We start from the raw sequence: 25,264 nt of genomic DNA, 5'->3' as shown, positions 1-25,264 counted from the left end.
GGTCAGCGGACGATCGACCGCGTCGAGCTTTCGATGAACGCCAGCAGGCGCGCGCAGTGCATCGAGGTCACGGCCATTTCGGCGAGCTTCACTTTCACGTCGACCATCAGCAGGTCCGAGATGTAGATCAGCTTGTAGGCATCCTTGATGTCGCTGATCTCTTCCGGCGAGAAACCGCGCCGCTTCAGACCTTCGCTATTGATGCCGCGGGCCTTGGCCGGCTGGCCTTCGATCATCATGAACGGCGGCACGTCCTTGAGGATGACGCTGCCACCGCCGGTAAAGGCGTGGCCGCCGATCCGGCAGTACTGATGGATCAGCGTAAAGCCGCCGATGCCGGCCCAGTCCTCGATCGTCACGTGGCCGGCCAAGGTTGTGCCGTTGGCCAGGATGTTGTCGTTGCCGACGACGCAGTCGTGGGCGATGTGGGCGTTGGCCATGATCCAGTTGCGATCGCCGACCTTGGTCAGGCCTTCGGCCGTCTTCAAAGTGCCGCGCTGGATGGTCACGTACTCGCGAATGGTGTTGCCGTCACCGATCTCGACGCGGGTCGCATCTTCGTACTTCGCGGTCTTGTCCTGCGAGATCTCGCCGAGGCTGGCGAACTGGAAGATAGTGTTGTTTCGGCCGATCCGCATCGGGCCTTTCAGCACCACATGCGGGCCGACGGTGGTGCCCTCACCGATCTCGACACCGGCGCCGATGATCGAATACGGGCCGACCGACACGCTCGGGTGCAATCGCGTGCCGGCGTCGATGATCGCCGTCGGATGAATCGCGCCGGTTTCAACTGCCGCCATGCTGCCGCTCACTCCGCCGATTCAGCGGCAACGGGTGCCGCACGCGAAGCATCCTTGAGCACGCACATCAGCGTGGCTTCACAAGCCAGTTCGCCGTCGACGGTTGCCTTGGCCTTGAAGCGGCGCAAATGGCGCTTGACCCGGTCGAGGCTGACTTCGAAACGCAGCTGGTCGCCCGGTTCGACGATACGCTTGAAGCGCGCGTCCTCGATGCCGGCGAAGTAGAAGATCAAGCCGGATTCCGGCTTGATGCCGGTTTCGATCGCGGTCAGCAGGCCGCAGGCCTGGGCCATCGCTTCGATGATCAGCACGCCGGGCATCGTCGGCACCTGCGGAAAGTGACCCAGGAAGAAGGGCTCGTTGTAGGTGACGTTCTTGATCGCCACCAGCGACTTGCCCGGGTCGTGCTCGATGATCTTGTCGATCAGCAGGAACGGCTGCCTGTGCGGCAGCATCGCCATGATGTCGCGGATATCAAAAATCGCCTTGCTCACCTTGCTCCTCTCCCGTTACCGGAGTCATTTTCAGTATTTGCTCGATCGCCGCAAGTCGTTCATCGACTTTCGGCAGTCTCCGAATCCTTGCCACTTCGCGACGCCATTCGCGCGCCGGCTTTGCCGGAATGCCCGAGCCGTACTGGCCGGGAGCGGTGATCGACTTGGTGACCATCGCGTAGCCGAACACGACAACGTTATCGACGATCGTCAGATGTCCGCCAATCACCGAGGCACCACCGATCATGCAGTTGCGGCCGATGGTGGTCGACCCGGCGATGCCGGTGCAGGCGGCGATCGCAGTGCGGGCGCCGATCCGGCAGTTGTGGGCGATCTGGATCTGGTTGTCGAGCTTGACGCCATCCTCGATCACCGTGTCATCGAGCGCGCCACGATCGATGGTGGTGTTGGCGCCGATCTCGACGTCATCGCCGATGATCACGCGCCCCAGCTGCGGCACTTCGATCCAGCCCGCCGAGCTGGGTGCCAGTCCGAAGCCACGACCGCCGATCACTGCGCCAGGCAATAGCCGCGCCCGCGCGCCGAGCACGCAGTCCGGTCCGATATAGACGTTCGCTTCCAGACGCGATCCGGCGCCGATCGCGGCACCTCGACGAATCACGCAGTTCGGGCCGATGTAGCTGCCGGCGCCGATCACGGCATCCGCTTCGATCACCGCACCGGCGGCAACGCCGCAGCCGTCTCCGATCTGCGCCAAAGGATCGATGCTCGCCGATGCGTGACGACCGGCGACGAATTCCTCGGCACGATCGAATTCCCGGGCGATCCGCCCGAAGGCCAGCGCGGTATCGGTGCTGACCAGTGCATTGCCGACGTAGCCGGCGGCGTCGCGCGCACTCAGGATGACAGCAGCAGCGCGCGTGTCCGACAACTGCTTGCGCAGCTTTGAATTGGCGAAGAAGCCAAGGTGCCCGGGCTTGCCGGGCAACAGCGAACAGACGCCTTCGATCGCGATTGCCCCGTCACCGCGCAGCTCCAGACCATGACGCTCGGCCAGTGCGGCCAGGGTCGTCGTCGGGCGTGGGCTCATCTGTGCCGGGGACTTGAGTCCGCGCTTACTTCGCGGTGCCGCCGAGCTTCTTGACCACGTCGTCGGTGATGTCGAACGAGGCGTTGGCGAATACCGGATCGGCGACGACGACGTCGAGGCTCTTTTCCTTGGCCACGGCGACCACGGCGTCACGGACCTTGCTGACCACTTCGTTGGTCAGTTCGCGCTGACGGGTCTGGGCGTCTTCCTGGAACTTGCGGCCGGCCTGGCTGAGGTCGACCTGGCGGGCGGCCAGATCCTTCTCGGTCTTGGCGGCGGCGTCCGGGCTGACCGTCACGCGGTCACGCTTGAATTTCTCGACGTCGGATTCGAACTGCTTGGACTGCGCTTCCAGATCGGACTTCCGCTTCTGGAACTCGGCGGTCATCTTCTGATCGGCAACCTTGTACTGCGGCGACGAGCGCACGGCGTCGTCGAAGCGGACCACGGCGACCTTGGCGTCGGCGGCAACAGCCATCGTCGGTGCAGCGAACACGGCCAGCGCGGCAACAGCGGCGGCGGCGGCGGCAAGAATGCGGGGCTGAATCATGTCGGTCTCTCGTTGAAAGTGAAAAATGCAGCAGGGTTTGCGGGATGCAACAGATCCGGCGATGACCGGATCACAGTCAGGATGAAGCTTAGAAGCCGGTGCCGAAGTTGATCTGGAAGCTGTCGGTGAAATCACCCGGCTTGTCGTTCAGCGGGAACGCATAGCTCAAGGACAACAGACCGAGGATCGGCGTGAAGAAGCTGAAGCTCAAGCCGTAAGCCTGACGCAAGGTCGACACGCTGAAATCGCCCGGCTTGGCGTAGACGTTGCCGAAGTCGTAGAACAAGCTGGCGCGCGTCGTCTTGTTGTCGCTGACCACCGGGATCGGAAACACCAGGTCGGTCTGGCTGGTGGCACGCAGCTCGCCACCGAACGGATTGTTGTTCGGGAAATCGCGCGGCCCGAGCGAGCCATCGCGATAGCCACGGACGGTGTTCGCGCCACCGGCGAAGTACAGCTCGTACGGCGGCACGTCCTTGCTGGAACCGTAGGCGTGGACGTAACCCACCGTCGCATTGAACTTGGTGAAGAACTTGAACGGCAGCTGGAAGTACTGCTCGTGCGAAATGCTGGTGTTGTAGTACGACAGATCACTGATGCCGGGCAGCGTGATGTCGAGATTCAGGCGGGTCAGCATGCCGCTGGTCGCGAAGAACGTGCGATTACGAGTATCGCGGGCGATACCGGTGCGCAGCTGGAACGCGGTGAATTCCGTTCCATTGTTGATCACGAAATTGAGAATTTCGTTGCTCGAGGCACCCGGGAAGGTTTTCACCGCCGTCTGGCTGACGCCGCCACCCAATCGCAGGGATGCGAATTCCGACAGCGGAATGCCGTAGGTCAGATCGCCGCCGACGACGTTGGTATCGAAACCCGAACTGAAGCGGATGACCGACTGCGACTTGCGGAAGTACGTCGACACCGTCTGGCTGATGCCGTCTTGGGTGAAGTACGGATCGGTCAGGCTCAAGGACACCGAGCGGTTGAAGGTGCTGGTGTCGGCAGCCAGCTGCACTCTGTTGCCGGTACCAAGGAAATTGGTGTTGGTGATGCTGGCGTTGATCAGGAAGCCCTGAGCGCCCGAATAGCCGACGCCGAACTGGATCGAGCCCGGGGCGCGTTCCTTGACCTTGAATTCGATGTCGACGAGATCGTCGGTGCCCGGCACCGGCTTGGTCTCGACTTCCGCGTCCTCGATGAACGGCAGGCGCGCAAGACGCTGACGCGAGCGTTCGACGGCGCTCTTCGAGAACGGCGCGGCTTCCAGCTGGCGCATTTCGCGGCGCAGCGTTTCGTCGTTGGTGCCGGTGTGGCCCTGGAAGTTGATGCGCCGGATGTAGGCGCGCTTGCCGGGCTCGATGAAGAAATTCAGGCTGACTTCGCGATTCGGCTCATCCACTTCCGGCAGCGGCGTGACCTTGGCGAAGGCGTAGCCGATATCCGACAGCGCGCCTTCGATGCGGGTCGCGGTTTCGGTGGCTTCCTTGCGCGAGAAGATCGCGCCGTTCTTCGACGAGGTCAGTGCATCGAGAAACTTCTCGTTGAGCACGATCTCGCCGGAGAAGCGGTGATCCTTGACCTTGTAGACCGCGCCTTCTTCGAGCGCCAGGGTGACGTAGATGTCTTGCTTGTCCGGCGACAGCGCCACCTGCACGGAGGCGATGTTGAACTGCAGGTAGCCGCGATCCTGGTAGTACGAGGACAGCGTTTCGAGATCGCCACCGAGCTGCTGCTTGGAGTAGCGATCGGTCTTCTGGAACGGCATCCAGGTGGTCTTCTCGAGCTTGAGCTGCTTGAGCAGTTCATCGCGCGGGAAAGCCGTGTTGCCGATCAGGTTGATTTCCTTGATCTTGGTGACCTTGCCTTCGGTCACCTTGATGTTGATGTCGACGCGGTTGTTCGGCAGGTCGGTGACCTTGGCCTCGATGGCGACATCGTAATAGCCGTTGGCGTAGTACTGGCGGCGCAGTTCCTGTTCGACCGAATCGAGCAGTGCGCGCTTGAACAGTTCACCTTCGGCAAGACCGGCATCCTTGAGCGACTTGTTCAGCTCATCACCGCCGACCTTCTCGTTGCCTTCCAGCTTGAAGCTGGCAATCGCCGGGCGTTCCTTGAGCTTGATGACCAGGTCATCGCCATCGCGCACCAGCTGCACATCGAGAAACAGGCCCGAGCCGTACAGACTGCGGATCGCCGAACGCGATGCCGTTTCGGTGAGTTCGTCGCCGACCGTCAGCGGGAAGTAGGTCAGCACCGTGCCGAGTTCGAGGCGCTGCAGGCCCTCTGCTCGCACCTGCTTGATCACGAACGGATCAAATGCCCACGCCGCCTTGGTGCTTGCGGCGATCGCGACCAGAGTCAGCAGCGCGCCGCGTGCCGTGTTGCCTAGACCGTTCAGAACCATTCCTCGAATAAACCCATAGTCGTTGTCAGCCGATCACGCTGGTGACATCGTTGTAAAACGCCAAACCCATCAGCATCAGCAGCAAGGTCATGCCCAGCTGCTGCCCCGCTGCCTGCACGCGCTCGGAAAGCGGCGAACCCTTCACCGCTTCGATCACGCCAAACAGGATCTGTCCGCCATCGAGCATCGGTATCGGCAACAGATTGAAGACGCCGATGCTGACGCTGACCAATGCTACAAACGTCAGGAACGCGCCAATTCCGGCGCTGGCCGAATAGCCCGCCGCTTGCGCGATCTGGATCGGACCACTGACGTTCTTCACCGAGACATCGCCGACAACCATCCGGTACAGCAGGCGTACCGTCAGGGCCGACACCTGCCAAGTCTGGTGCAACGCCGCTGAAGCCGCAGCCAAGGGTCCCAGCCGCACTTCAGCGCGCAAATCCTGCCACAAATCACCCTCGGTCGCCATGCGCTGCGGCGCCAGGCCGACTCGGCCGATGGCCTCGCCATGGCTGGTGTCCGTACCGATGATCACGCTGATCTGCTGGGCGCTGCCGGCACGTTCGATGCCGAACTTGGCCAGCTGCCCGGGACGCGCCGATACCTGGCTGCGCAGATCCTGGAACGAGGCGACCGGCTTGCCATCGATGTCGACGATGCGATCGCCGATCTTCAGGCCGGCACGGTCCGCCGCTTCACCCGCCACCACCTGCCCGACCACGGCCGGAATCGGCGGCTCGAACGGATTCAGGCCGAGGTCCTCGAACAGCAGCACCGGGTCGACGCGCGCCTTGCCGAGATCGATGTTGACGGTCTGCTCGCGGCCGTTGGCGTGGGCAACCAGGAAGGCCGTATCGCCGCGGCTCAGGGCGCGGTCGAGCAATTCGGCACGCAGCACCGACCAGGTCGGAATCTTCTGGTCGTCGAGGGCGACGATGCGATCACCGCCCACGAGTCCGGCAGTAGCCGCCAGGCTGCCGGCTGGCGGCGCGCCTATCACCGGCTTCATGCCCGGCACGCCGACCATGTACAGCACCCAGTAGAAGGCGATCGCCAGGATGAAGTTGAACGCCGGGCCGGCCGCGAACACGGCGATGCGCTTGGCAACCGGCTGGCGATTGAAGGCACGCGGAAGATCTTCCGGCGCGATCACCACATCGGCTTCGCGCTCATCGAGCAGCTTCACATAGCCACCGAGCGGGATCATCGCCAGCACGTACTCGACGCCATCCTTGCCACGGCGTGACCACAGCGGCTTGCCGAAGCCGATCGAAAACTTCAGCACCTTGATGCCGAAACGCCGCGCTACCCAGAAATGACCGAACTCGTGGAAGGCGACCAGCACGCCGATCGCAACGATGAAAGAGGCAGCGGAATGCAGCGTATCGAGCATGGATCAGAACCCGAAATAGGATGAGGCCGCGGCTTCGACAATGGATGAGGCAAAAGCGTTCGCCGTCACCTTCAAATTCCCAGCAAGGCCAGACCGAGCGCCAGCACAGGCGCGGCGGCCAGCAGACTGTCGACTCGATCGAGGATGCCGCCATGGCCTGGCAACAGGGTGCCGCTGTCCTTGACGCCGCGATGGCGCTTGAACAGGCTTTCGGTCAGATCACCGATCACCGAGACGCCGATCACGGCCACGCAGAGCAGTAACAGCTTCCACCAGTCGAAGCGGCCGAAACCGAATACCCACGGCGCCGTGCCTGCCACCAGCAAGGCAGCGACGAAGCCACCGATGGCCCCTTCGACCGTCTTGCCCGGGCTGACTTCGGGCGCCAGCTTGCGCCTGCCGAAACGGCGGCCGGCGAAGTAAGCACCGATGTCGGCCATCCAGACCAGGCCGAACAGGAAGAACAGCCGCAGCACGCCATTGCTGCCGGCACGCAGCATCGCCAGGCCGAGCAGCGCCGGCACCAGCATCAGCAGGCCGTAGATCGCCATCATCGTCGTGCCCGGCGGCTTGAGCCGGAAATTCACTGGATAGCCGGCGATCGTGCTCAGGGCATTGCCCCACCAGATCGCCCCGAACATGACCACCCAGAGGCCGAGACCGATGGTGCCCATGAACCAGGCCAGCGTCAGCATTACTGCGACCAGCAGCAGATAGGCCGCGCGCGAGCTTGTCTGGGTCAGCCCCATCAGCGCTGTCCATTCCCAGGCTGCGAGCAGGCCGACGGCCGACAGGAACAGGTACAGCCAGTGCGTCGGGAAGAAGATGATCGGCCCGAGAATCAGCGGCACCAGGATCAGCGCGGTGATGACCCGCTGTTTCAACATCAGCTGGCTTCCGGCACGCGGCCGAAGCGGCGTTCGCGTGACGCGTACCAGGCGAGCGCTTCGGCGTAAGCCGTTTCGTCGAAATCCGGCCACAGCGTTTCGACCAGATGCAGTTCGGTATAGGCGAGCTGCCAGATCAGGAAGTTCGACAGGCGCTTCTCGCCACCGGTACGGATCAGCAGATCGGGATGCGGTAGGTCGGCGACGACCAATCGCGATTCGATTGCTTCCGGGGTGATCGGCAAACCATCGCGGCACAGACTGGACGCCGCCTGGGCGATGTCCCACTGGCCGCCGTAGCCTACGGCGATCACCAGGGTCAGGCTGGTATTGGCGCCGGTCAGTGCTTCGGCGTCGGCCATCAGCTTGCGCAATTCCTCGGGGAAATCGTCGTGATTGCCGATGAAGCGGATGCGCACACCGTTCTTGTGCAGGCTGGCGATCTCATGTGTCAGCGTGCGCACGAACAGACGGATCAGCAGCGACACCTCGGTCGGCGGCCGTTGCCAGTTTTCCTGACTGAACGCGAACAGGGTCAGCACCTGGACGCCGGCCTTGTGCGAGGCGCGGACGATCCGCCGTGCCGCTTTCACGCCCGCCTGATGACCGAAGGCACGCGGCCGCAGCCGCTGCTTCGCCCAGCGCCCGTTGCCGTCCATGATGACGGCCACGTGCGCCGGAATACCGGCCTGGCCTAGCGGCGGCAGGTGCTGGGTCATCCGTGTGACAACAGCTCTTTTTCCTTGACGTTCATCACTTCTTCCGCCTTGGCGACGAACTGGTCGGTGAGTTTCTGGATCGCCGTCTCGGCACCCTTTTCCTCATCCTCGGTGATGATCTTTTCCTTGGCCAGTTCCTTGATCGCCTGATTGGCGTCGCGGCGCACGTTGCGGATCGCGACGCGGGCGTTTTCGGTCTCGGACTTGACCACCTTGACCAGATCCTTGCGGCGCTCTTCGGTCAGCGGCGGCATGTTGATGCGGATCGTGGTGCCGGCGGTGTTCGGCGTGATGCCGAGATCGGAGGCGAGGATGGCTTTCTCGATGGCGCCGATCATGTTGCGATCCCAGGGCGCGATCGAAATCGTGCGGGCATCTTCGACGACCACGCTGGCGACCTGCGAAAGCGGCGATTCGGAACCGTAGTAATCGACCCGCACGTGGTCGAGGATCGCCGCGCTGGCGCGGCCGGTGCGGAGCTTGCTGAAGGCCTGCTTCAGGCCATCGACGGTCTTCTGCATGCGAGCCGTCGCGTCTTTCTTGATGTCTTCGATCATCGTGTCAGTTCCGGAACAACAGATTCGGGTAGTGAGATTGGCAGGCGGCGGTGCAGTTGCGGTGCAATTTCCGAGGCCAGGTGGTGACGTTGGCGCCGCTCAGACGCGAACCAGCGTGCCCAGCGAGGTATCGCCGGTGATGATCCGGTGCAGTGCCTTCGGGCGGTCCATGTCATAGACCCGCAGGCGGACCTTGTGATCGCGGCACAGTACCAGCGCAGTCTGATCCATGACGCCGAGACGGCGATCCAGCGCCTCGTCGTAGGTCAGTTCATCGTAGCGCGTCGCAGTCGGGTCCTTTTTCGGGTCCGCGGTGTAGATGCCGTCGACCTTGGTCGCCTTCAGCATAAGGTCGGCGGAGATTTCGATCGCCCGCAGCGCAGCCGCGGAATCGGTGGTGAAGAACGGATTGCCGGTACCGGCAGCGAACACCAGCACCCGGCCCTTCTCGAGATGGCGGATCGCCTTGCGGCGGATGAAATCCTCGCAGACCTCGTTGATCCGGATTGCCGACTGCACGCGGGCTTCCAGACCGATCCGCTCGATCGCGTCCTGGATCGCCAGCGCATTGATGACCGTGGCCAGCATGCCCATCTGATCACCGGTGACGCGGTCCATGCCGCCACGCGCCAGGCCTTCGCCGCGGAAGATGTTGCCAGCGCCGACGACCAGCGCGACCTGCACGCCGAGATCGACGATTTCCTTCAGTTCATTGGCCAGAAACGTCATCACGTCCGGCGAGATACCGAAGCCGAGGTCGCCCATCAGGGCTTCGCCGGAAATCTTCAGCAGGATGCGCTTGTAGGCAGGTTTAGCAGGCTGTTGATTCAATGACCAAGCTCCGAGTCAATCAGCGTAAGGATCGTCGGGCCAGCCATCAGCATGCCGCAGAAGAATTCAGGCATTTGCAGTGACAAACGAGCCGCGAAACCAAAAGAAGGACCAGTTTAAATGACCGTTACTTAAAGGACAGTTACCAAAAGGCCCCGTTTCCGGGGCCTCAGATGACAATACTTTAACCTGAAAATCAGGCCCTGACTTAGGGTCTGTTGGCATTGCTTTGGTCGCTGCGTTACGAGTCAAAAAGCCGCCGGGCGAGGCGCGAACCGCAGGCCATAGCTTACCTATGGTCAAGGTTCGCAACGAAGTCCCGGCGGCTTTTCGGCCGCAACCCTTCGGGGCGGGATCGCCAATAAAGTTTACTGGGCCCATTGCTGCCTCTCTCGTCGCGTCAATGGGTCGGCCATTGCCCGCTCCTCTTTCGTTGCACTGGGCAAAAACGACCTCCGCCGCAGCGATCAAAACAATGGCAACAGACCCTATGCCTCAGACCTGGCTGGCAGCCGCCACTTCAGCGGCGAAATCAAGGGTTTTCTTCTCGATGCCTTCGCCGACCGCCAGACGCACGAAACTGGCGACGCCCGCGTTCTTCGACTTCAGGAGCTTTTCGACGGTTTCGTCCGGGTTCTTGACGAACGGCTGGCCCATCAGCGTGATGTCGTTGACGAACTTGCGGATCTTGCCTTCGCCCATCTTGGCGAGGATGTCCGCCGGCTTCGGCCGGTAACCACCGCCAAACTTCTTCTTGACGCCGGCGTACTCGTCGTCCCAGTTCTTCTTGCCTTCGGCGTCGAGGGCTTCGTAGGTGCCGTTGGTCTTCTCGGCGTCCATTTCCTTGAGGAAGCCGCCGAAACGATCGGAATCGGCCTGCGCTTCCGCCTGTTCCTGCGCCATCGTCGCTTCGATGACCCGCTTTTCGGCTTCGATCACGTCTGCCGGAATCTGCGTGGTGTCGAGGAAGCGCGGCTGGCTGGCGGCGATGTGCATGGCGATGTCGCGAGCCAGTTCTTCGTCACCGGCGCTGAGCGCCACGACCACACCGATCTTGGTGCCGTGCATGTAGTAGTTGATCGCGCCGGCAGCCTTGGCGACGACTTCGAAGCGACGCACGGTGATGTTCTCGCCGATCGTCGCAACCAGACCGCGACGCATTTCTTCGATGGTCTGGCCGGCTTCGTTCTTCAGTGCCAGCAGTTCGGCCAGCGAGGCCGGACGGGCCACCAGTGCGGCCTTGGCAGCGGCATCGCCGAGCGCCTTGAAATCGTCGCCCTTGGAGACGAAATCGGTTTCGCTGTTGGTTTCGACCAGGGCAATCGCATCGGCGCCGACGGCGATCGAGATCACGCCTTCGGCAGCAGTGCGGCTGCCCTTCTTGTCGGCCTTGGCCATGCCGTCGACGCGCAGCTTTTCAGCGGCCGCATCGACATTGCCGCCGGTGGCTTCCAGTGCTTTCTTGCAGTCGCTCATGCCGGCGCCGGTACGGTCGCGCAGTTCCTTGACGAGGGCCGCAGTGATGGGAGTGCTCATATCCGTTCAACCTTGATTCGAATGTGGGGGACGTAGGGTCGGAAAAGCGGACCTTACGGATTGATTGTGTCGATGCATCGATCGGCCGGCGAAGGCCGGGACGGGCTTGAAGCTGGCCCCGGAACGCGAAACGGCGCTGTCGCGCCGCCTCGAGCCGATCCTTCTTGAAGACAGCGGCGACGGATGAGCAACTCATCCGCCGCCGGCGATGCTTCAGGCCTCGGCGCGGCCAGCCGGCTTGCCGGTGCGCGGACGGCGCGGACGGGCCGGTGCTGCGTCGTCGCTGCCGGTCGTGAATTCTTCGGCACGGACATTGACGGTGTTGGTGCCACGGCCTTCGATGATCGCGTCAGCGATGCACTGGGCGTAGACCTTGATCGCGCGGATGGCGTCGTCGTTACCCGGGATCACGCAGTCGATACCGTCCGGGTTGTTGTTGGTGTCGACGACGGCAATGATCGGAATGCCGAGCTTCTTGGCTTCCGAGACGGCGATCTTTTCGTAGCCGGTGTCGATGATGAACAGGGCATCCGGCAGTGCCGGCATGTCCTTGATGCCGCCCAGCGAGCGCTGCAGCTTTTCCAGCTCGCGGGTGAACAGCAGCTGTTCCTTCTTCGACAGGCGACCGATGGTGCCGTCGGTGACCTGCTTTTCCATCTCGTGCAGGCGCTTGATCGAGCCCTTGATGGTCTTGAAGTTGGTCAGCGTGCCGCCGAGCCAGCGCTGGCTGACATGCGGCATGGCCGAACGCACGGCTTCGTCACGGATCGCGTCGCGGGCGGCGCGCTTGGTGCCGACGAACAGGATGCGGCCACCGTTGGCGGCCAGCTTGCCGGCAAAGTTGCAGGCGTCCTTGAGCAGCGGCAGCGTGTTCTCGAGGTTGATGATGTGAATCTTGTTGCGGTCGCCGAAGATGTAGGACTCCATCTTCGGGTTCCAGTAGCGGGTGCGGTGTCCGAAATGGACGCCCGCTTCCAGCAGCTGACGCATGGTAATCGACGACATGGTGCAATCTCCTTGGGTTGGGCTGACCGCGCATCGAGGAATCCTTCGGCTTCGTCAGATTGTTTGACGAGCGTTCAGAACACCCAGGGACGAGCGCGGATGGTTTCTTGCTGCCTGCCCCCACCAAGCCTTTGAAAAGACGGCGCGATGGTTGCATTGCCTTGCGGCGGCGCGCTTTATACCATACGCCGCTCGACGCTGACCACCCGCCCCTCGGGGCCTCACCCGGACAGCGCGCGGCGACCGCCGCATCTCCCCCAGCAGCAGGCACGAAACCCTACATGTCGGTAACCATCAAGAATCCGGAAGAGCGCGACGGCATGCGCGCCGCCGGCCGGGCCGCAGCCTCCGTGCTGACCATGATCGCGCCGCATGTGAAGGCCGGCGTGACCACCGAGGCGCTCGACAAGCTCTGCCACGACTACATCGTCAACGAACTGAAGGGCATCCCCGCCCCGCTCGGCTACGGCGGCGGCCACGGCCGGATGCCGTTTCCGAAGTCGGTGTGCACCTCGCTTAATCATGTTGTCTGCCACGGCATTCCCGCGAACAAGGCACTGAAGCGCGGCGACGCGCTGAATATCGACGTCACCGTGATCATCGACGGCTGGCACGGCGACACCAGCCAGATGTTCTACATCGGCGAGCCGACCATCCTCGCCAAGCGGCTGACCGAAACCACGCGGGAAGCGATGCTGGCCGGCATCCGCAAGGTCAAGCCGGGCGCGCGTCTCGGCGATATCGGCGCGGCGATCCAGACGATCGCCGAATCGCGCGGTTATTCGATCGTCCGCGACTACTGCGGCCACGGCATCGGCCGGATCTTCCATGAAGACCCGCAGGTGGTTCACTACGGACGCGTCGGCACCGGCATGGAACTGGTGCCGGGCATGACCTTCACGATCGAACCGATGCTCAACGCCGGCAAGGCCGAAGTCAGGCTGCTGCCGGATGGCTGGACCGTGGTCACCAAGGACCATTCGCTGTCGGCGCAGTGGGAACACACGATCCTGGTCACCGAAACCGGCTACGAAATCCTGACCCTGCGCGAAGGGGAGGTCGCTTGAGGACGGCTGTGGTCATTGACCCGTGGTCAGCCGTCAGAGATCGCGCAGCACGCGCCTTCCGCTCTTCAAGCAGGAATCACCTGCGATCCGCAGAATGCTCTGATTCCAAGGGCCGCGGGCCACTGGCCACTCATCACTGGACACTGTTTCATGGGCGCTGAAATCGAGCTGAACGAAGACGAAAGCATCGCCGTCTTCTCCGCGCGCCGTGTCCGCAACCGTTTGCGCGCCGATGGCGGCAAGCCGATCACCGCGTTCCGGGAAACCCTGGCCTGGGGTCGCGAGCGGCTGGTCGGTCTGTTCCATGAAGGCACACCGGCCGATTCGCTGGTCCACGCCCGCGCCCACCTGGTCGACGAAGTGCTGCGCGAAGCCTGGACACAGTTCCTGCCGCAATCCTCTAGCGGTCTGGCGCTGATGGCCGTCGGCGGTTACGGCCGCGGCGAACTGCTGCCACATTCGGATATCGATCTGCTGGTGCTGTTCGACGAGGCCTCGCTGGAAGCTTCGAAGTCGCAGCTGGAAAACTTCTTCGCCTTCCTGTGGGACATCGGCCTCGATGTCGGCTCGGCCGTGCGCAGCGTGCACCAGTGCGCCGAACTGGCGGCCAGCGATGTCACCGTCATCACCAATCTGACCGAAGCCCGGCCGCTGATCGGCGATCTGAGCCTGTTCGCGGCGCTTCAGGACGCGATGCGGCCCGAGCACATGTGGCCGGTCGATGCCTTCTTCCGCGCCAAGGTTGCCGAGCAGCAGGCTCGTCACGCGAAGTACGACGACAGCGCCTACAAGCTGGAGCCGAATGTCAAGGAAAGCCCTGGCGGTCTGCGTGACATCCACACCGTGGCCTGGGTAGCCAAGCGGCATTTCGGCGCATCAAGTCTCGGCGAACTGCGCGAGCGCGGTTTCCTGACCAAGACCGAATGCGACGAACTGTTCGCCGGCCAGGATTTCCTCTGGCGGGTGCGCTTCGCGCTGCATATGATCACTGGCCGCCACGAAGACCGGCTGCTGTTCGATCACCAGAACAAGATCGCCACCTTGTTCGGCTACGAGGACCCGGACCGCAACCGCGCCGTCGAACAGTTCATGCAGCTGTACTACCGGACGATCAAAAGTCTGAGCTGCCTGAACGACATGCTGCTGCAGCTATTCGAGGAAGCGATCCTCGGCAAGGGCCAGGATCTCGAAGCCAAGCCGCTCAACTCGCGCTTCCAGCTGCGCGGCAGCTACATCGAAGCCCGGGCCGACGACGTGTTCCAAAAGTCGCCGTCGGCGCTGATCGAAGTGTTCGCGCTGATGCAGCTGCATCCGAAGATCGAAGGCATCACCACCAATACTTTGCGGCTGATTCGCCGCGATCGCAGGCTGATCGACGACAGCGTGCGTGGCGAATTGCGCAGCCGCAGCCTGTTCATCGGCATGTTCCAGCAAGGCCCTGGGCTGACTCGCGCGCTGCGACGGATGAATCGCTACGGCGTGCTCGGCCGCTATCTGCCGGTATTCGGCCAGATCATCGGCCACATGCAGTACGACCTGTTCCACACGCTGACCGTCGACGAACACACGCTGCGCCTGGTGCGCAATCTGCGCCGCCTGAACATGGCGCAGTTCCATCACGAGCTGCCGTTCTTCAGCGACGTGATGAGCCGCATTGCCCGTCCGGATCTGCTCTACGTCGCCGGTCTCTATCACGATCTCGGCAAGGGTTCCGGTGGCGATCACTCGGAAGCCGGCGCGGTGGAAGCAGAGAAATTCTGCCTCGCCCACGGCCTGTCCCATGCCGATGCCGACCTGGTCTGCTGGCTGGTCCGCAACCATCTGCTGATGTCGTTGACTGCGCAGCGTCAGGACATCTCCAACCCGGAAATCGTCACCGCGTTCGCCACCAAGGTCGGCAACCGCAGCCGCCTCGACTACCTGCTGGTGCTGACCGTCTCCGACATCCGCGCGACCAATCCAGCGCTGTGGAATTCCTGGCGCGAAAGCCTGCTGCGCGAGCTGTATCACAGCGCCGGCCGGGCGCTGGAGCGCGGGCTCGACAACCCGATGACGATCGCCGAAAAGGTCGCTGAACAGCGGCGCACGGCCTATGCACTGCCGGGGGCGGGCGATGTCGACGGCGCGCTGACCGATCGCATCTGGGGCCGCTTCACGCCAGACTATTTCCTGCGCCACTCCCCGGCCGAACTGGTCTGGCATCTGGCCGCGATCGCCAACACCACCGAGGATCAGCTGCCGCTGATCCTGGTCCGCACCTTGGATGGCCGCGGCACCACGGTGTTCGTCTACATGCGCGATCGCGATCACCTGTTCGGCCTGTCGACCGGCGTGCTCGCCAAGCTGGGCCTGAACATTCTCGACGCCCGCATCAACACCACGGCCGACGGCTACGCGCTCGATTCCTTCGTGGTCATGGAGGGCGACGGCACGCCGATCGAAAACGCTCATCGCTTCGAGGAAATCGGCGGCGCGCTGCGCAAGGTGCTGGCGGATCCGTCGATCTCGGTCGTCGATGTCAATCGCCGTCGCGCCACGCGTCTGCGCCACTTCGACACCCCGACCAACATTCATTTCAGCCAGGACACCGCTCACGGCCGGACCATGCTGGAACTGGTGAGCGCCGACCAGCCAGGCCTGCTGTCGCTGATCGGCCGTGTGTTCCACAAGCGCGGCTTCCTGCTCGATGCCGCCAAGATCGCGACCATCGGCGAACGTGCCGAGGACGTGTTCTACATCACCGATCGGCAGCATCAGCCGATCACCAACGAGAAGGTGCTGGACGAACTGCGCGAAGTGCTGACCCGCACGCTGAACAGCGCCGAAAGCACCCACAAATAAAACAAACGTAACAACCGAGAGACTGCTTGAACAATCAAGAATTGAAGGCGATCGTCGAGAGCGCCTGGGAAGATCGCGCCACGCTGGATGCCTCGAACACCGCTGTCGCCGCTGCCGTCGAAGCCGCGATCGAACTGCTGGACTCGGGTGCGGCCCGCGTCGCCGAACCTGTTGACGCTGGCTGGCAGGTCAACGACTGGCTGAAGAAAGCCGTGCTGCTGTACTTCCGCCTGCACGACAACGCGCCGATGGAAATGGGCCCCTTGATGGGCTACGACAAGGTGCCGCTGAAGTACGCCGGCTGGACTGCCGAACGCTTCAAGGCGCAGGGCGCGCGCATCGTGCCGCCGGCCTCGGTACGCCGTGGCGCCTATATCGCACCGGGCGCGATCCTGATGCCGAGCTTCGTCAACATCGGCGGCTATGTCGGCAAGGGCACGATGGTCGACACCTGGGCCACGGTCGGCTCCTGCGCGCAGATCGGCGCCAACGTCCATCTGTCCGGCGGCGTTGGCATCGGCGGCGTGCTCGAACCGCTGCAGGCAGCGCCGACGATCATCGAGGACGACTGCTTCATCGGCGCTCGTTCGGAAATCGTTGAAGGCGTGATCGTCGAGAAGGGTGCCGTGATCTCGATGGGCGTGTTCATCGGCCAGTCGACGCCGATCTTCGATCGCGAGAAGAACACCGTCAGCTATGGCCGCGTGCCGGCCGGCTCGGTGGTGGTCGCCGGTTCGCTGCCCCGGGAAAACGGTCGCTACAGCATCAATTGTGCGGTGATCGTCAAGACCGTCGACGCCCAGACGCGCTCGAAGGTCGGCATCAACGCGCTGCTTCGCGACCTTTAAGTTGGGGTCGCCGAGTCGCCGTCCGGCTCAGGCAGGCGGCGGAGGCGGCGGCGTTTCAATCGCCTGCGCATCGGGTTGGCTGTCCGGCCCGCCGATGCGCAGGAAGCGGGTGGCCAGATAGACCTCGCGCAGGAAGTGCAGCAGCCCGGCGATCAGTAGCAGCATCGCGAACACGAACACCGTCGCCACCACGCCGCTGAGCCCGACGCCGGTCAAGGTGCTGATGAACAGCACGACGATGTCGCTGCAGATCATCACTGCGCAGGACACGCACAAGGTCATCGCCCGGTTCGCCAGCCGGGCGCGCTTGGCCAGATTCTTCAGTGCCGCACGGATCCCGTCGGCCCGGACGATCGAAGCACCGCGGACCTGCGATTCCAGGTGCCGCGCCCGATCGACGATGCGCCCGAGCCGGTTCGAGATCACGCCGGTGAAGGCGGCAACACCGGCCAACAGGAACACGGGTGCCACCGCCAGCTGGATGACGTGGGCAATCGACGTGATCTGGGAATCTGGGTCCATCGGGCGGCGTCCTAGGGTCTGTCGAGATTATCGCCGTGAATGCCATCGATTGGCCGGCGCCATGAAAAAGGGCCGGTCCGGAAAGACCAGCCCGTTGTCTTCTGACCTCGATCCGACGGCTTACTGCACGCGCGAACTGATCGCGTTCACCGCGCCGCTGTTGCCGATCGGACCGATGGCAGTGGCGGCACCGGTGTCGAGGTCGATCCGGTAAAGCGTCGACAGCGGGCTGCCCGTGGTGCGCAGCGTGGCGAACACGAACTGGTCTGCCGTACCGGCGATATCCAGACTCTGCTCGGCAGCACCAGGAGCCGAGGCCGGCAGGCTCACGCCCAGCGGACCGACCACGACCAGCGCGCCATCATTGGGCACCGCCACTCGCACCAGCGAGCTGTTCGAGGCATCGATGGCGTACTGGAAGGTGCCGCCGATCGGAGCTGCCCGATAGGCCGTGGCGACGATCTGCGGCGCCGGCTCGACGGTGCGCGTGGTGCCATCGACGAAGGCGAACGCGGCGGCGCGCGGCGCATCGGCGATCACCCGGCCTTCTTCCACGTTGACTCTCAGGTTCTGGCCAGTGTCGCCGACGATGCGCAGCAGGTCGGCGCGCGGATTGAAATCGATACCGAAGCGGGAGCCTGCCAGCGGCGTGCTCAGCGTGCCGATCGGCTGAGCATTGACGGTCGCCGTGGCGAAGCCGTTCTGGGCGTTCTGGATCGGTAATGCCAGAACCCGGTTCTGATCCGACACTCCGTAGCCGCCGCCGCCGATGAAGCCAACCGTCGACGCGGTGCGCTCGGAGATGCCGACCAGATGCTCGCCATCGGCCAGCCCGTTGACCGGCAAGGTGACCGGCCCGGCGGTCACTACGCCGGTCAGCGCATCCAGCCTGAAGCCGACGACCACATCGCCTGACGGCGTCCGCACCAGCAAGGCAAACGCGCGAGTGCCGGGCTCATCCAGGCGATCATCGTTGACCACGACCAAGCTGCGGTAATCGGCCGCCGGCAGGGGCTGCGAGAACAGCGTCGCGGCGCCGGTCAGAGGATTGATCTTGTAGATGGCACTGCCCGCGGCCGTGGTCAGCAGCGCGTAATGCTCGTTCGACACACCGGATTGGTAGATGTCGTAACCGTTGACGGCGACAGCATCGACACCGAGGCTGCCGACCCGCGTCAGCCGCCCGACATTGGCGTCCTGCGTGTACACGGTGTCGGTGTCGGCTTCGATCACGAACAAGGTGGTGCTCGAGCCGCTCTCCGGATTCGTGTAGGCCGCAGCGGTGACGCCGCGCAGATAACCCATGCGGCCATCGACGATCGCGGCGACCGGCACGGCCGGAGCCGGCGATACCAATGCGGCGGTCGGCACCCGCAGATTCAGGCCATCGTCACCGATGATCCGCAGGGCATTGGCGACCGGATTGAAATCGATGCCGTAACGCAGTGCGGTGAGTGCCGTGCCATCGCCAGTGATCGGCTGGATCGATGACGCGATGCCGGTTGCCGGATCGACGGTCAACACGCGGCCAGCGCTGGTGACTGCATACAGATTGCCGTCGGCGGGCCGGAAATCGATGCCCAGAATCGTTTCGCCAGCGCCGAGGCCGCTGATGGCGCCGATGCTGGTGACGGTCGCCGGACTATCCGGGCTGAAGCGGACCAGTTCCGCACCTCCGCGAATACCGAACACCGTCGCCACCGGATCAACGGGCGGCGTGCCCGGATCGATCGGTGGGGTGCCCGGATCCACGGGCGTTGCAACGCTATCGAACTGGTCCGCACAACCGGCCATGGTCAGCGCCGCAATCGCCAACAAGGCTCCTGCGAGCGCGCTGCGGTTCCGACGCGGATAGCCGCGCGCGGCGTTTATCGATGCATTCATTCATTCATTCCTGTGCTGTTCAGCTTATTTTTCTGGAAACGGGTCAGGCAGATTGGCGGCATGGACAATGCCGCTGTTCCTGTAGTTCTAGTTTGTGGATCGGATCGCCGATCCAGTTACTTAGCAATTAGGAAGCCCACAACTTTGATTGGTATTAATTTTCTACAAGAAACTTACGAACTAACGTAATCGCCAATCGGATTATCTTCGGCTTTCACTGCTTTTTGAACGTTTGGCATTGGTTTCAACCATGCGACACCGGTGAAAAGCAACTTATCGCCGGCCGACAGACAGCGAACAACAGCGTGATGGCGTCTCCAGACTTCATCGCACGACGAAAGAATCCCGGCAGTTTCTGCAATTCGAAGACGGCAACGGCACGGAAGCTGCTCGCCTGCGACACTCGAGTCGCGCTTCACCAATGATCCTTCAGCGCACACGACCGCATTACCCAGACAGGAGTGCCGATGACCGCCGAACCAGGATCAGAGAAGGCTCGCCACATCCGCCTGACTTCGCACCCGCCGGTCGCCGATACCGAGTTGCTGACCATCCACTGGGGCGCGGCCGATCCGCTGGAGCGCGGGCCGCTGGTCGGCACTACCACCAATCGCCTGCAGCGCAACGTCATCGGCTCGCATTCCGGTTCCTACGGCGTCTACCGCGCCTTGGCGGTGGCCGCGAAAGCGCTGCCGAAAGGCCATCGCGCCGATCTGACCAATACCTTGCCGACCGACATCATCGGCCCCTACCCATCCTGGTTCGGCGCCGAGCGCATCGTCTCGCTCGATCCGTTCGGCGCGATCGTCGCGGATGTCTATCGCGCGCAGATCGAGCAGGGCTTCGATCTGCGGCCGACGATCGCGGTGACCAAGGCGCATATCGATCTGCCGGAGATTCGCGAAGCGATCGTCGCCGGCCGGCTCAAGCCCGATGGCAAGATCCTGCTCGACGACGGCTCGGCGGTGGTCACCAAGGTGGCGCTGGAACCGGTCTGGTGGCTGCCCGGTGTCGCCAAACGTTTTGGTGTCGAGGAAAACGCGCTGCGTCGCGCGCTGTTCGAGGAAACCGGCGGCATGTATCCGGAGCTGGTGACCCGCTCCGATCTCGAAGTATTCCTGCCGCCGATCGGCGGCCAGACCGCCTACATCTTCGGCGACCCGACCTCGCTGGCGAACCCGGACGTGAGCCTGTCCTGCCGAATCCACGACGAGTGCAATGGCTCTGACGTGTTCGGCTCCGACATCTGCACCTGCCGGCCGTATCTGACCCACGCAATCGAGGAATGCATCAAGGGCGCCCAGCCGGTTTCGCACGGCGGGCTGAACGGCGTCGGCCTGATCGTCTACTCGCGCAAGGAAGGCCGCGCGCTCGGCGAAGTCACCAAGTTCCTGGTCTACAACGCCCGCAAGAGACAGATCGGCGGCGACAGCGCCGACAAATACTTCCTGCGCACCGAATGCGTCGCCGGCGTGCAGGACATGCGCTTCCAGGAGCTGATGCCCGACGTGCTGCACTGGTTCGGCGTACAGCGCATCCATCGCCTGGTGTCGATGAGCAACATGAAATACGACGCCATCGTCGGCGCCGGCATCAAGGTCGATGAGAGAGTGAAGCTGCCGGACGAGCTGATTCCGGCCGATGCCCGAGTCGAGATCGAAGCGAAGATGGCCGCCGGCTATTTCACCGACGGTGTGGTGATCGCCGCCGACAAGCTGATCGACGTCAAGGGCCGGGCACTGTGAACCCAGCGGTTGCGACCCTGCGCGATCCGGTAACGATCCGCGCCCGCGCCGGCAACATCACCGCTGCAGTCGTGGCCGGCAGGTCGGACTGGTGGTTTGTCGATGAATCGCGGATCGAAACCGCCGCCAAGAAGGTCGTCGAAGTCACCCTCGCCCGCTATCCGACCTTGGCGATTCCGTACCACAGCCGCTGGCGGCACTTCGAAGCTGGCGGCGTCGATCGTGCAGCAGAACTCACGGCGGCGATGACCAGGCTCGATGCCGCCGCGCAAGCCCGCGTAAGGATCGATCTGGCCATCGTCAGCGTGCTGCTCGATGCCGGTGCCGGCGCGCAATGGCAGTACTGCGATGGTGGCCGCGATTACGGTCGCTCGGAAGGTCTCGGTGTGGCCAGCTTCCGGGCATTCATGGCGGGTGCGTTTTCGTCCGATCCGGCGCAGCCGCTGCAGGTCGACGGCAAGGCGCTGCTGAGGCTCGATGCCGCGCGACTCGGCAACCTGTTCCAGGTCCGCGACAGCAACCCGCTGGTCGGCCTCGATGGCCGCGCCGAATTGCTGAGACGCTTCGGCCAGACGCTGATCGAACGGCCGCAAGCCTTCGGTGTCGACGCCCGTCCCGGTGGCCTGTTCGATCTGCTGACCGATCACGGCGTGAAGCGCGAGATCGAAGTCGCAGCCTTGCTGCGTGCGCTGCTCGACCACACCAGCGACATCTGGCTGGCCGGCAATGCGCTCGATGGCGTAGCGCTCGGCGACGCCTGGCCGCATCCGCTCGCAGGCGGCGACGGTGCCAGCACAGGCTGGATGCCGTTCCACAAGCTCAGCCAGTGGCTGGTCTATTCGCTGTTCGAGCCGTTCGAATGGGCCGGCATCACCATAGCCGGCCGCGATGCGCTGACCGGCCTGCCCGAGTACCGCAACGGCGGCCTGCTGATCGATGCCGGCGTGATCGTGCTGCGCGATCCGGCGTTCGCGACTCGGCAATGGACTGCCGGCGACGCGCTGATCGTCGAATGGCGGGCGCTGACCGTGAACCTGATCGATGTGATCGCCGACCGGGTCCGCGCGCTGCTCAAGCGCAGCGCCGATGAACTGCCGCTGGCCTGCATCCTCGAAGGCGGCACCTGGGCCGCTGGCCGCGCGTATGCCGCAGAACTGCGGGGCGGCTTGCCGCCGCTGAACATCGTCAGCGACGGCACCGTGTTCTGACTCCCAAAACCTTAGGAATGAAGCCGATGACCGCAGGCACCGTCCACCTGATCGACCACCCGCTGGTCCAGCACAAGCTGACCCTGATGCGGAAGAAGAGCGCCAGCGTCAACAGCTTCACGCGGCTGCTCGACGAACTGTCGACCTTGATGGCCTACGAGGTCACCCGCGACATGCCGATGCACGAAGTGGAGATCGAAACGCCGATCTGTTCGATGACTTCGAAGCTGATCGACGGCAAGAAAATCGTCCTGGTGCCGATCCTGCGCGCCGGCCTCGGCATCCTCGCCGGCATGCGCAGCGTCATTCCCGGCGCGCGCGTCGGCCATATCGGCCTGTACCGCGATCCGAAGACGCTCGGCGCCATCGAGTACTACTTCAAGATGCCGTCCGGCATGCGCAATCGCGATGCGATCGTGCTCGATCCGATGCTGGCGACTGGCAATTCGGCGGTCGCCGCCGTCGACCGCCTGAAGGAAACCCACCCGCGCTCGATTCGCTTCGTCTGCCTGCTGACCTGCCCGGAAGGCCTGGCGAACTTTCACAGCCAGCATCCGGACGTGCCGGTCTACACCGCGGCGATCGATCAGGGCCTGAACGAGCATGGCTACATCGTGCCGGGGCTGGGCGATGCCGGCGATCGGATCTTTGGCACCAAGTAGTCGCCAAGCCGCACCCATGGCCCGAGTCACGATGTTGCATCGCGGTAGAATTACCGGTCCACATTTTCGCCCTTGCCGCTCACATGGCTGATGACCTTCGCACCTCCGCGGTGCTGGAACTGACCCGCGCGCTGATCGCCCGCCGCTCGCTGACGCCCGATGACGCCGGCTGCTGCGCGCTGATCGCCGAACGTCTTGCCGCGCTCGGTTTCACGATCGAATGGATCAACGCTGAAGGCATCACCAACCTGTGGGCGACTTATGGCGCAGGCGCGCCGCTGTTCGTGCTCGCCGGCCACACCGACGTCGTGCCGCCGGGCCCGATCGCGGCCTGGGCCAGCGACCCGTTCGTGCCGGAAATCCGCGACGGCGTGCTCTACGGCCGTGGTGCGGCGGACATGAAGAGCGGCCTCGCCGCGATGGTTTGCGCCGTCGAGCGGCTGCTGGCCCAGGGCAGCGTCAGCGGCACCATCGCCTTCCTGATCACCAGCGACGAGGAAGGCCTGGCCCATCACGGCACCAAGCACGTCGTCGAAGTGCTGAAGTCGCGCGGCATCAAGCCGGACTACGCCATCGTCGGCGAAGCCACCGGTGACACCCAGTTCGGCGATCGCATCACCATCGGCCGGCGCGGCTCGCTGGGCTGCAACCTGACCGTGTTCGGCAAGCAGGGCCACGTCGCCTATCCGCTGAAGGCCGACAACCCTATCCATCGCCTGGCGCCGGCGCTGGCCGAGCTGGTGTCGATCGAATGGGACGCCGGCAATGCCCACTTTCCGCCAACCTCGTTCCAGATCTCGAACATCCATTCCGGCACCGGCGCGACCAATGTCATTCCCGGTACCGCCGAGCTGATCTTCAATTTCCGCTACTGCACCGAATCGACCGCCGACAGCCTGAAAGCGCGAGTCCACGAAGTGCTCGATCGCCACGGCCTGCGCTACGAAGCCAGCTGGTGGCTCAGCGGCCTGCCGTTCCTGACTCGCCAGGGCGCCTTGATCGCAGCTGCTAAAGACAGCATTCGTGCCGTCACCGGCCTGACGCCGCTGCTGTTCACCGGCGGCGGCACTTCGGATGCGCGCTTCATCGCACCGATGGGCACCGAAGTGGTCGAGATCGGTCCGGTCAACGATTCGATCCACAAGGTCGATGAGCACGTTCGCGTCGTCGATCTCGATGCCTTGAGCGCCGTCTACGAAGGCACGCTGGCGCGGCTGCTCGGCACGGCCGGGGCATCGTCATGAGCAGCGAATCGTCGGTCGTCGGCCTGTTCCGCCCGAGCCTGTTGCTGGCGCCGCAGCTGATCCAGACCGTGCTCGCCGGCAAGCGGCCGGTGATCAAGCGCTGGCAGAAGCGCGGCAACGGCATGCACGAAGGCGCGATGCAGCATCTGCTCGACTGCGGCGTCGACGAATCCGGCCAGCAGGTGCGCCTCACCGGCATGCATTCGCGCCAGCCTGCCGATCGCGAATCACGCGGCTTGGTGGTGCTGATCCACGGCTGGGAAGGCAGCCACGAATCGGCTTACCTGTATTCGATGGCCGCGCGTGTCTTCGAAGCCGGCTGGAACGTGTTCCGCCTGAACCTGCGCGACCACGCCGGCACGCACGGCCTGAACGAGCGGATGTTCCACTCGGCGCGCATCGATGAAGTGCTGAACGCGGTGCGTGCGATCCAGGCGATCGACGGCGCCGAGAAGCTGGCGGTCATCGGCTTCTCGCTGGGCGGCAACTTCGCCTTGAGAGTCGGCCTGCTCGGCCCGGCCGCCGGCATCGTGCCGCAGCTGTCGATCGGCATCTCGCCGTCGATCGATCCGGGCGCCACCCTGCTGGCGATCGACAACGGCCCGACCGTGTTCAAGCGCTACTTCCTCGACAAGTGGCGCAAGACGCTCGACGCCAAGGCCGAAGCTTGGCCCGGCCGCTACGATTTCAGCGAGCTGAAGCGTATCGACAGCTTCGTCGGCATCACCCGCCGCTTCGTCGTCGAGCACACCGAGTACGACACGCTGGACGACTACCTCGCCACCTACACGCTGACGCCGCCGATGCTGATGGGTGCCGCCTCGCCGCTCGCGGTGCTGACCGCGCAGGACGACACGGTGATCCCGATCCGCGATTTCGACGGCCTCGGCGCGCGTGGTTCGGTGATCGCCTACGACGCGCCACGACGCGGCGGCCACTGCGGCTTCATCGAGAATCTGCGCCTGGAAAGCTGGGCGGAGCGGCGGGTCGCGGAGCTGCTGGAGCAGCTGTAG

General features: G+C 63.8%; 22 protein-coding genes. 8 read left to right on the top strand and 14 right to left on the bottom strand.

Going from position 1 to position 25,264, the window contains the following annotated elements:
• Positions 1–2: 2 nt before the first annotated feature.
• The 12 genes from lpxA to rpsB all read right to left on the bottom strand — a co-directional run bounded on the left by lpxA (position 3) and on the right by rpsB (position 12,230).
• On the bottom strand, positions 3–800 hold the full coding sequence (lpxA, locus tag G513_RS0103070) for an acyl-ACP--UDP-N-acetylglucosamine O-acyltransferase (RefSeq protein ID WP_028475072.1): 798 nt from the start codon (positions 798–800) through the stop codon (positions 3–5).
• An 8-nt stretch (positions 801–808) separates the two neighbouring features.
• A complete protein-coding gene (fabZ, locus tag G513_RS0103065; RefSeq protein ID WP_022975361.1) occupies positions 809–1,294 on the bottom strand; it encodes a 3-hydroxyacyl-ACP dehydratase FabZ in 486 nt (161 codons plus the stop codon).
• A complete protein-coding gene (gene lpxD / locus G513_RS21095) occupies positions 1,275–2,345 on the bottom strand; it encodes a UDP-3-O-(3-hydroxymyristoyl)glucosamine N-acyltransferase (RefSeq protein ID WP_022975360.1) in 1,071 nt (356 codons plus the stop codon). The genes fabZ and lpxD overlap by 20 nt, the downstream gene beginning before the upstream one ends.
• Before the next feature lie 25 nt (positions 2,346–2,370).
• Complete coding sequence (locus G513_RS0103055) at positions 2,371–2,895, bottom strand: OmpH/Skp family outer membrane protein (protein ID WP_022975359.1); 525 nt, start codon at positions 2,893–2,895, stop codon at positions 2,371–2,373.
• An 88-nt stretch (positions 2,896–2,983) separates the two neighbouring features.
• Positions 2,984–5,299, bottom strand: coding sequence for an outer membrane protein assembly factor BamA (gene bamA, locus G513_RS0103050; protein ID WP_022975358.1), 2,316 nt, complete (start codon positions 5,297–5,299; stop codon positions 2,984–2,986).
• Between the two features lie 25 nt (positions 5,300–5,324).
• Positions 5,325–6,695 (bottom strand): RIP metalloprotease RseP, encoded by a 1,371-nt coding sequence (gene rseP, locus G513_RS0103045; RefSeq protein WP_022975357.1) that lies wholly within the window; start codon positions 6,693–6,695, stop codon positions 5,325–5,327.
• A gap of 71 nt (positions 6,696–6,766) precedes the next feature.
• Positions 6,767–7,582: a phosphatidate cytidylyltransferase gene (locus G513_RS0103040; protein WP_022975356.1), complete on the bottom strand. Its 816-nt coding sequence runs from the start codon at positions 7,580–7,582 to the stop codon at positions 6,767–6,769.
• The gene (gene uppS, locus G513_RS0103035) at positions 7,582–8,301 is read right to left on the bottom strand and encodes a polyprenyl diphosphate synthase (protein WP_022975355.1); all 720 of its coding nucleotides are present in this window, start codon (positions 8,299–8,301) and stop codon (positions 7,582–7,584) included. Before uppS ends, G513_RS0103040 begins: the two co-directional genes overlap by 1 nt.
• The gene (gene frr, locus G513_RS0103030) at positions 8,298–8,858 is read right to left on the bottom strand and encodes a ribosome recycling factor (RefSeq protein ID WP_022975354.1); all 561 of its coding nucleotides are present in this window, start codon (positions 8,856–8,858) and stop codon (positions 8,298–8,300) included. Before frr ends, uppS begins: the two co-directional genes overlap by 4 nt.
• A gap of 99 nt (positions 8,859–8,957) precedes the next feature.
• The gene (pyrH, locus tag G513_RS0103025) at positions 8,958–9,689 is read right to left on the bottom strand and encodes a UMP kinase (protein ID WP_022975353.1); all 732 of its coding nucleotides are present in this window, start codon (positions 9,687–9,689) and stop codon (positions 8,958–8,960) included.
• A gap of 495 nt (positions 9,690–10,184) precedes the next feature.
• Positions 10,185–11,225 (bottom strand): translation elongation factor Ts, encoded by a 1,041-nt coding sequence (gene tsf, locus G513_RS0103020; RefSeq protein ID WP_022975352.1) that lies wholly within the window; start codon positions 11,223–11,225, stop codon positions 10,185–10,187.
• Positions 11,226–11,438: 213 nt separating this feature from the next.
• On the bottom strand, positions 11,439–12,230 hold the full coding sequence (gene rpsB, locus G513_RS0103010; protein ID WP_022975351.1) for a 30S ribosomal protein S2: 792 nt from the start codon (positions 12,228–12,230) through the stop codon (positions 11,439–11,441).
• Positions 12,231–12,511: 281 nt separating this feature from the next.
• Between rpsB and map the strand changes: the two genes are divergently transcribed.
• The 3 genes from map (at position 12,512) to dapD (ending at position 16,986) form a co-directional block, all read left to right on the top strand.
• The gene (gene map / locus G513_RS0103005; RefSeq protein ID WP_022975350.1) at positions 12,512–13,297 is read left to right on the top strand and encodes a type I methionyl aminopeptidase; all 786 of its coding nucleotides are present in this window, start codon (positions 12,512–12,514) and stop codon (positions 13,295–13,297) included.
• Between the two features lie 150 nt (positions 13,298–13,447).
• Positions 13,448–16,138, top strand: a complete 2,691-nt coding sequence (gene glnD, locus G513_RS21090) for a [protein-PII] uridylyltransferase (RefSeq protein ID WP_022975349.1) — start codon at positions 13,448–13,450, stop codon at positions 16,136–16,138.
• A 26-nt stretch (positions 16,139–16,164) separates the two neighbouring features.
• Positions 16,165–16,986 carry a 2,3,4,5-tetrahydropyridine-2,6-dicarboxylate N-succinyltransferase gene (dapD, locus tag G513_RS0102995; RefSeq protein WP_022975348.1) on the top strand — a complete coding sequence of 274 codons (822 nt, stop codon included), beginning with the start codon at positions 16,165–16,167 and terminating at the stop codon, positions 16,984–16,986.
• 27 nt (positions 16,987–17,013) lie between these two features.
• Here dapD and G513_RS21085 read toward each other — a convergent pair whose 3' ends face one another.
• On the bottom strand, positions 17,014–17,508 hold the full coding sequence (locus tag G513_RS21085) for a DUF2721 domain-containing protein (protein WP_022975347.1): 495 nt from the start codon (positions 17,506–17,508) through the stop codon (positions 17,014–17,016).
• 120 nt (positions 17,509–17,628) lie between these two features.
• Positions 17,629–19,392 (bottom strand): DUF4394 domain-containing protein, encoded by a 1,764-nt coding sequence (locus G513_RS0102985; protein WP_022975346.1) that lies wholly within the window; start codon positions 19,390–19,392, stop codon positions 17,629–17,631.
• Positions 19,393–19,859: 467 nt separating this feature from the next.
• Here G513_RS0102985 and G513_RS0102980 point away from each other — a divergent pair, with 467 nt between their 5' ends.
• The 5 genes from G513_RS0102980 (at position 19,860) to G513_RS0102960 (ending at position 25,264) form a co-directional block, all read left to right on the top strand.
• Entirely contained in the window at positions 19,860–21,137 is a 1,278-nt protein-coding gene (locus tag G513_RS0102980) for a GTP cyclohydrolase II (RefSeq protein ID WP_022975345.1), read from the top strand.
• Positions 21,134–22,345 carry a URC4/urg3 family protein gene (locus G513_RS0102975; RefSeq protein WP_022975344.1) on the top strand — a complete coding sequence of 404 codons (1,212 nt, stop codon included), beginning with the start codon at positions 21,134–21,136 and terminating at the stop codon, positions 22,343–22,345. The genes G513_RS0102980 and G513_RS0102975 overlap by 4 nt, the downstream gene beginning before the upstream one ends.
• 26 nt (positions 22,346–22,371) lie before the next feature.
• The gene (gene upp, locus G513_RS0102970) at positions 22,372–23,007 is read left to right on the top strand and encodes a uracil phosphoribosyltransferase (protein WP_028475069.1); all 636 of its coding nucleotides are present in this window, start codon (positions 22,372–22,374) and stop codon (positions 23,005–23,007) included.
• An 83-nt stretch (positions 23,008–23,090) separates the two neighbouring features.
• The gene (dapE, locus tag G513_RS0102965) at positions 23,091–24,251 is read left to right on the top strand and encodes a succinyl-diaminopimelate desuccinylase (RefSeq protein ID WP_022975342.1); all 1,161 of its coding nucleotides are present in this window, start codon (positions 23,091–23,093) and stop codon (positions 24,249–24,251) included.
• The gene (locus G513_RS0102960; protein WP_022975341.1) at positions 24,248–25,264 is read left to right on the top strand and encodes a YheT family hydrolase; all 1,017 of its coding nucleotides are present in this window, start codon (positions 24,248–24,250) and stop codon (positions 25,262–25,264) included. Before dapE ends, G513_RS0102960 begins: the two co-directional genes overlap by 4 nt.

This window comes from Nevskia ramosa DSM 11499 (assembly GCF_000420645.1).
GTDB lineage: Bacteria > Pseudomonadota > Gammaproteobacteria > Nevskiales > Nevskiaceae > Nevskia > Nevskia ramosa.
This window is presented reverse-complemented; position numbering and strand designations above follow the sequence as displayed.

Bases quoted from the DNA above. Each gene is read 5' to 3' on its own strand.
- lpxA (WP_028475072.1), bottom strand. From the start codon at position 800: ATGGCGGCAGTTGAAACCGGCGCGATTCATCCGACGGCGATCATCGAC.
- lpxD (WP_022975360.1), bottom strand. From the start codon at position 2,345: ATGAGCCCACGCCCGACGACGACCCTGGCCGCACTGGCCGAGCGTCAT.
- G513_RS0103055 (WP_022975359.1), bottom strand. From the start codon at position 2,895: ATGATTCAGCCCCGCATTCTTGCCGCCGCCGCCGCCGCTGTTGCCGCG.
- bamA (WP_022975358.1), bottom strand. From the start codon at position 5,299: ATGGTTCTGAACGGTCTAGGCAACACGGCACGCGGCGCGCTGCTGACT.
- rseP (WP_022975357.1), bottom strand. From the start codon at position 6,695: ATGCTCGATACGCTGCATTCCGCTGCCTCTTTCATCGTTGCGATCGGC.
- G513_RS0103040 (WP_022975356.1), bottom strand. From the start codon at position 7,582: ATGTTGAAACAGCGGGTCATCACCGCGCTGATCCTGGTGCCGCTGATT.
- uppS (WP_022975355.1), bottom strand. From the start codon at position 8,301: ATGACCCAGCACCTGCCGCCGCTAGGCCAGGCCGGTATTCCGGCGCAC.
- frr (WP_022975354.1), bottom strand. From the start codon at position 8,858: ATGATCGAAGACATCAAGAAAGACGCGACGGCTCGCATGCAGAAGACC.
- tsf (WP_022975352.1), bottom strand. From the start codon at position 11,225: ATGAGCACTCCCATCACTGCGGCCCTCGTCAAGGAACTGCGCGACCGT.
- rpsB (WP_022975351.1), bottom strand. From the start codon at position 12,230: ATGTCGTCGATTACCATGCGTCAGCTGCTGGAAGCGGGCGTCCATTTC.
- map (WP_022975350.1), top strand. From the start codon at position 12,512: ATGTCGGTAACCATCAAGAATCCGGAAGAGCGCGACGGCATGCGCGCC.
- glnD (WP_022975349.1), top strand. From the start codon at position 13,448: ATGGGCGCTGAAATCGAGCTGAACGAAGACGAAAGCATCGCCGTCTTC.
- G513_RS21085 (WP_022975347.1), bottom strand. From the start codon at position 17,508: ATGGACCCAGATTCCCAGATCACGTCGATTGCCCACGTCATCCAGCTG.
- G513_RS0102985 (WP_022975346.1), bottom strand. From the start codon at position 19,392: ATGAATGCATCGATAAACGCCGCGCGCGGCTATCCGCGTCGGAACCGC.
- G513_RS0102980 (WP_022975345.1), top strand. From the start codon at position 19,860: ATGACCGCCGAACCAGGATCAGAGAAGGCTCGCCACATCCGCCTGACT.
- upp (WP_028475069.1), top strand. From the start codon at position 22,372: ATGACCGCAGGCACCGTCCACCTGATCGACCACCCGCTGGTCCAGCAC.
- dapE (WP_022975342.1), top strand. From the start codon at position 23,091: ATGGCTGATGACCTTCGCACCTCCGCGGTGCTGGAACTGACCCGCGCG.
- G513_RS0102960 (WP_022975341.1), top strand. From the start codon at position 24,248: ATGAGCAGCGAATCGTCGGTCGTCGGCCTGTTCCGCCCGAGCCTGTTG.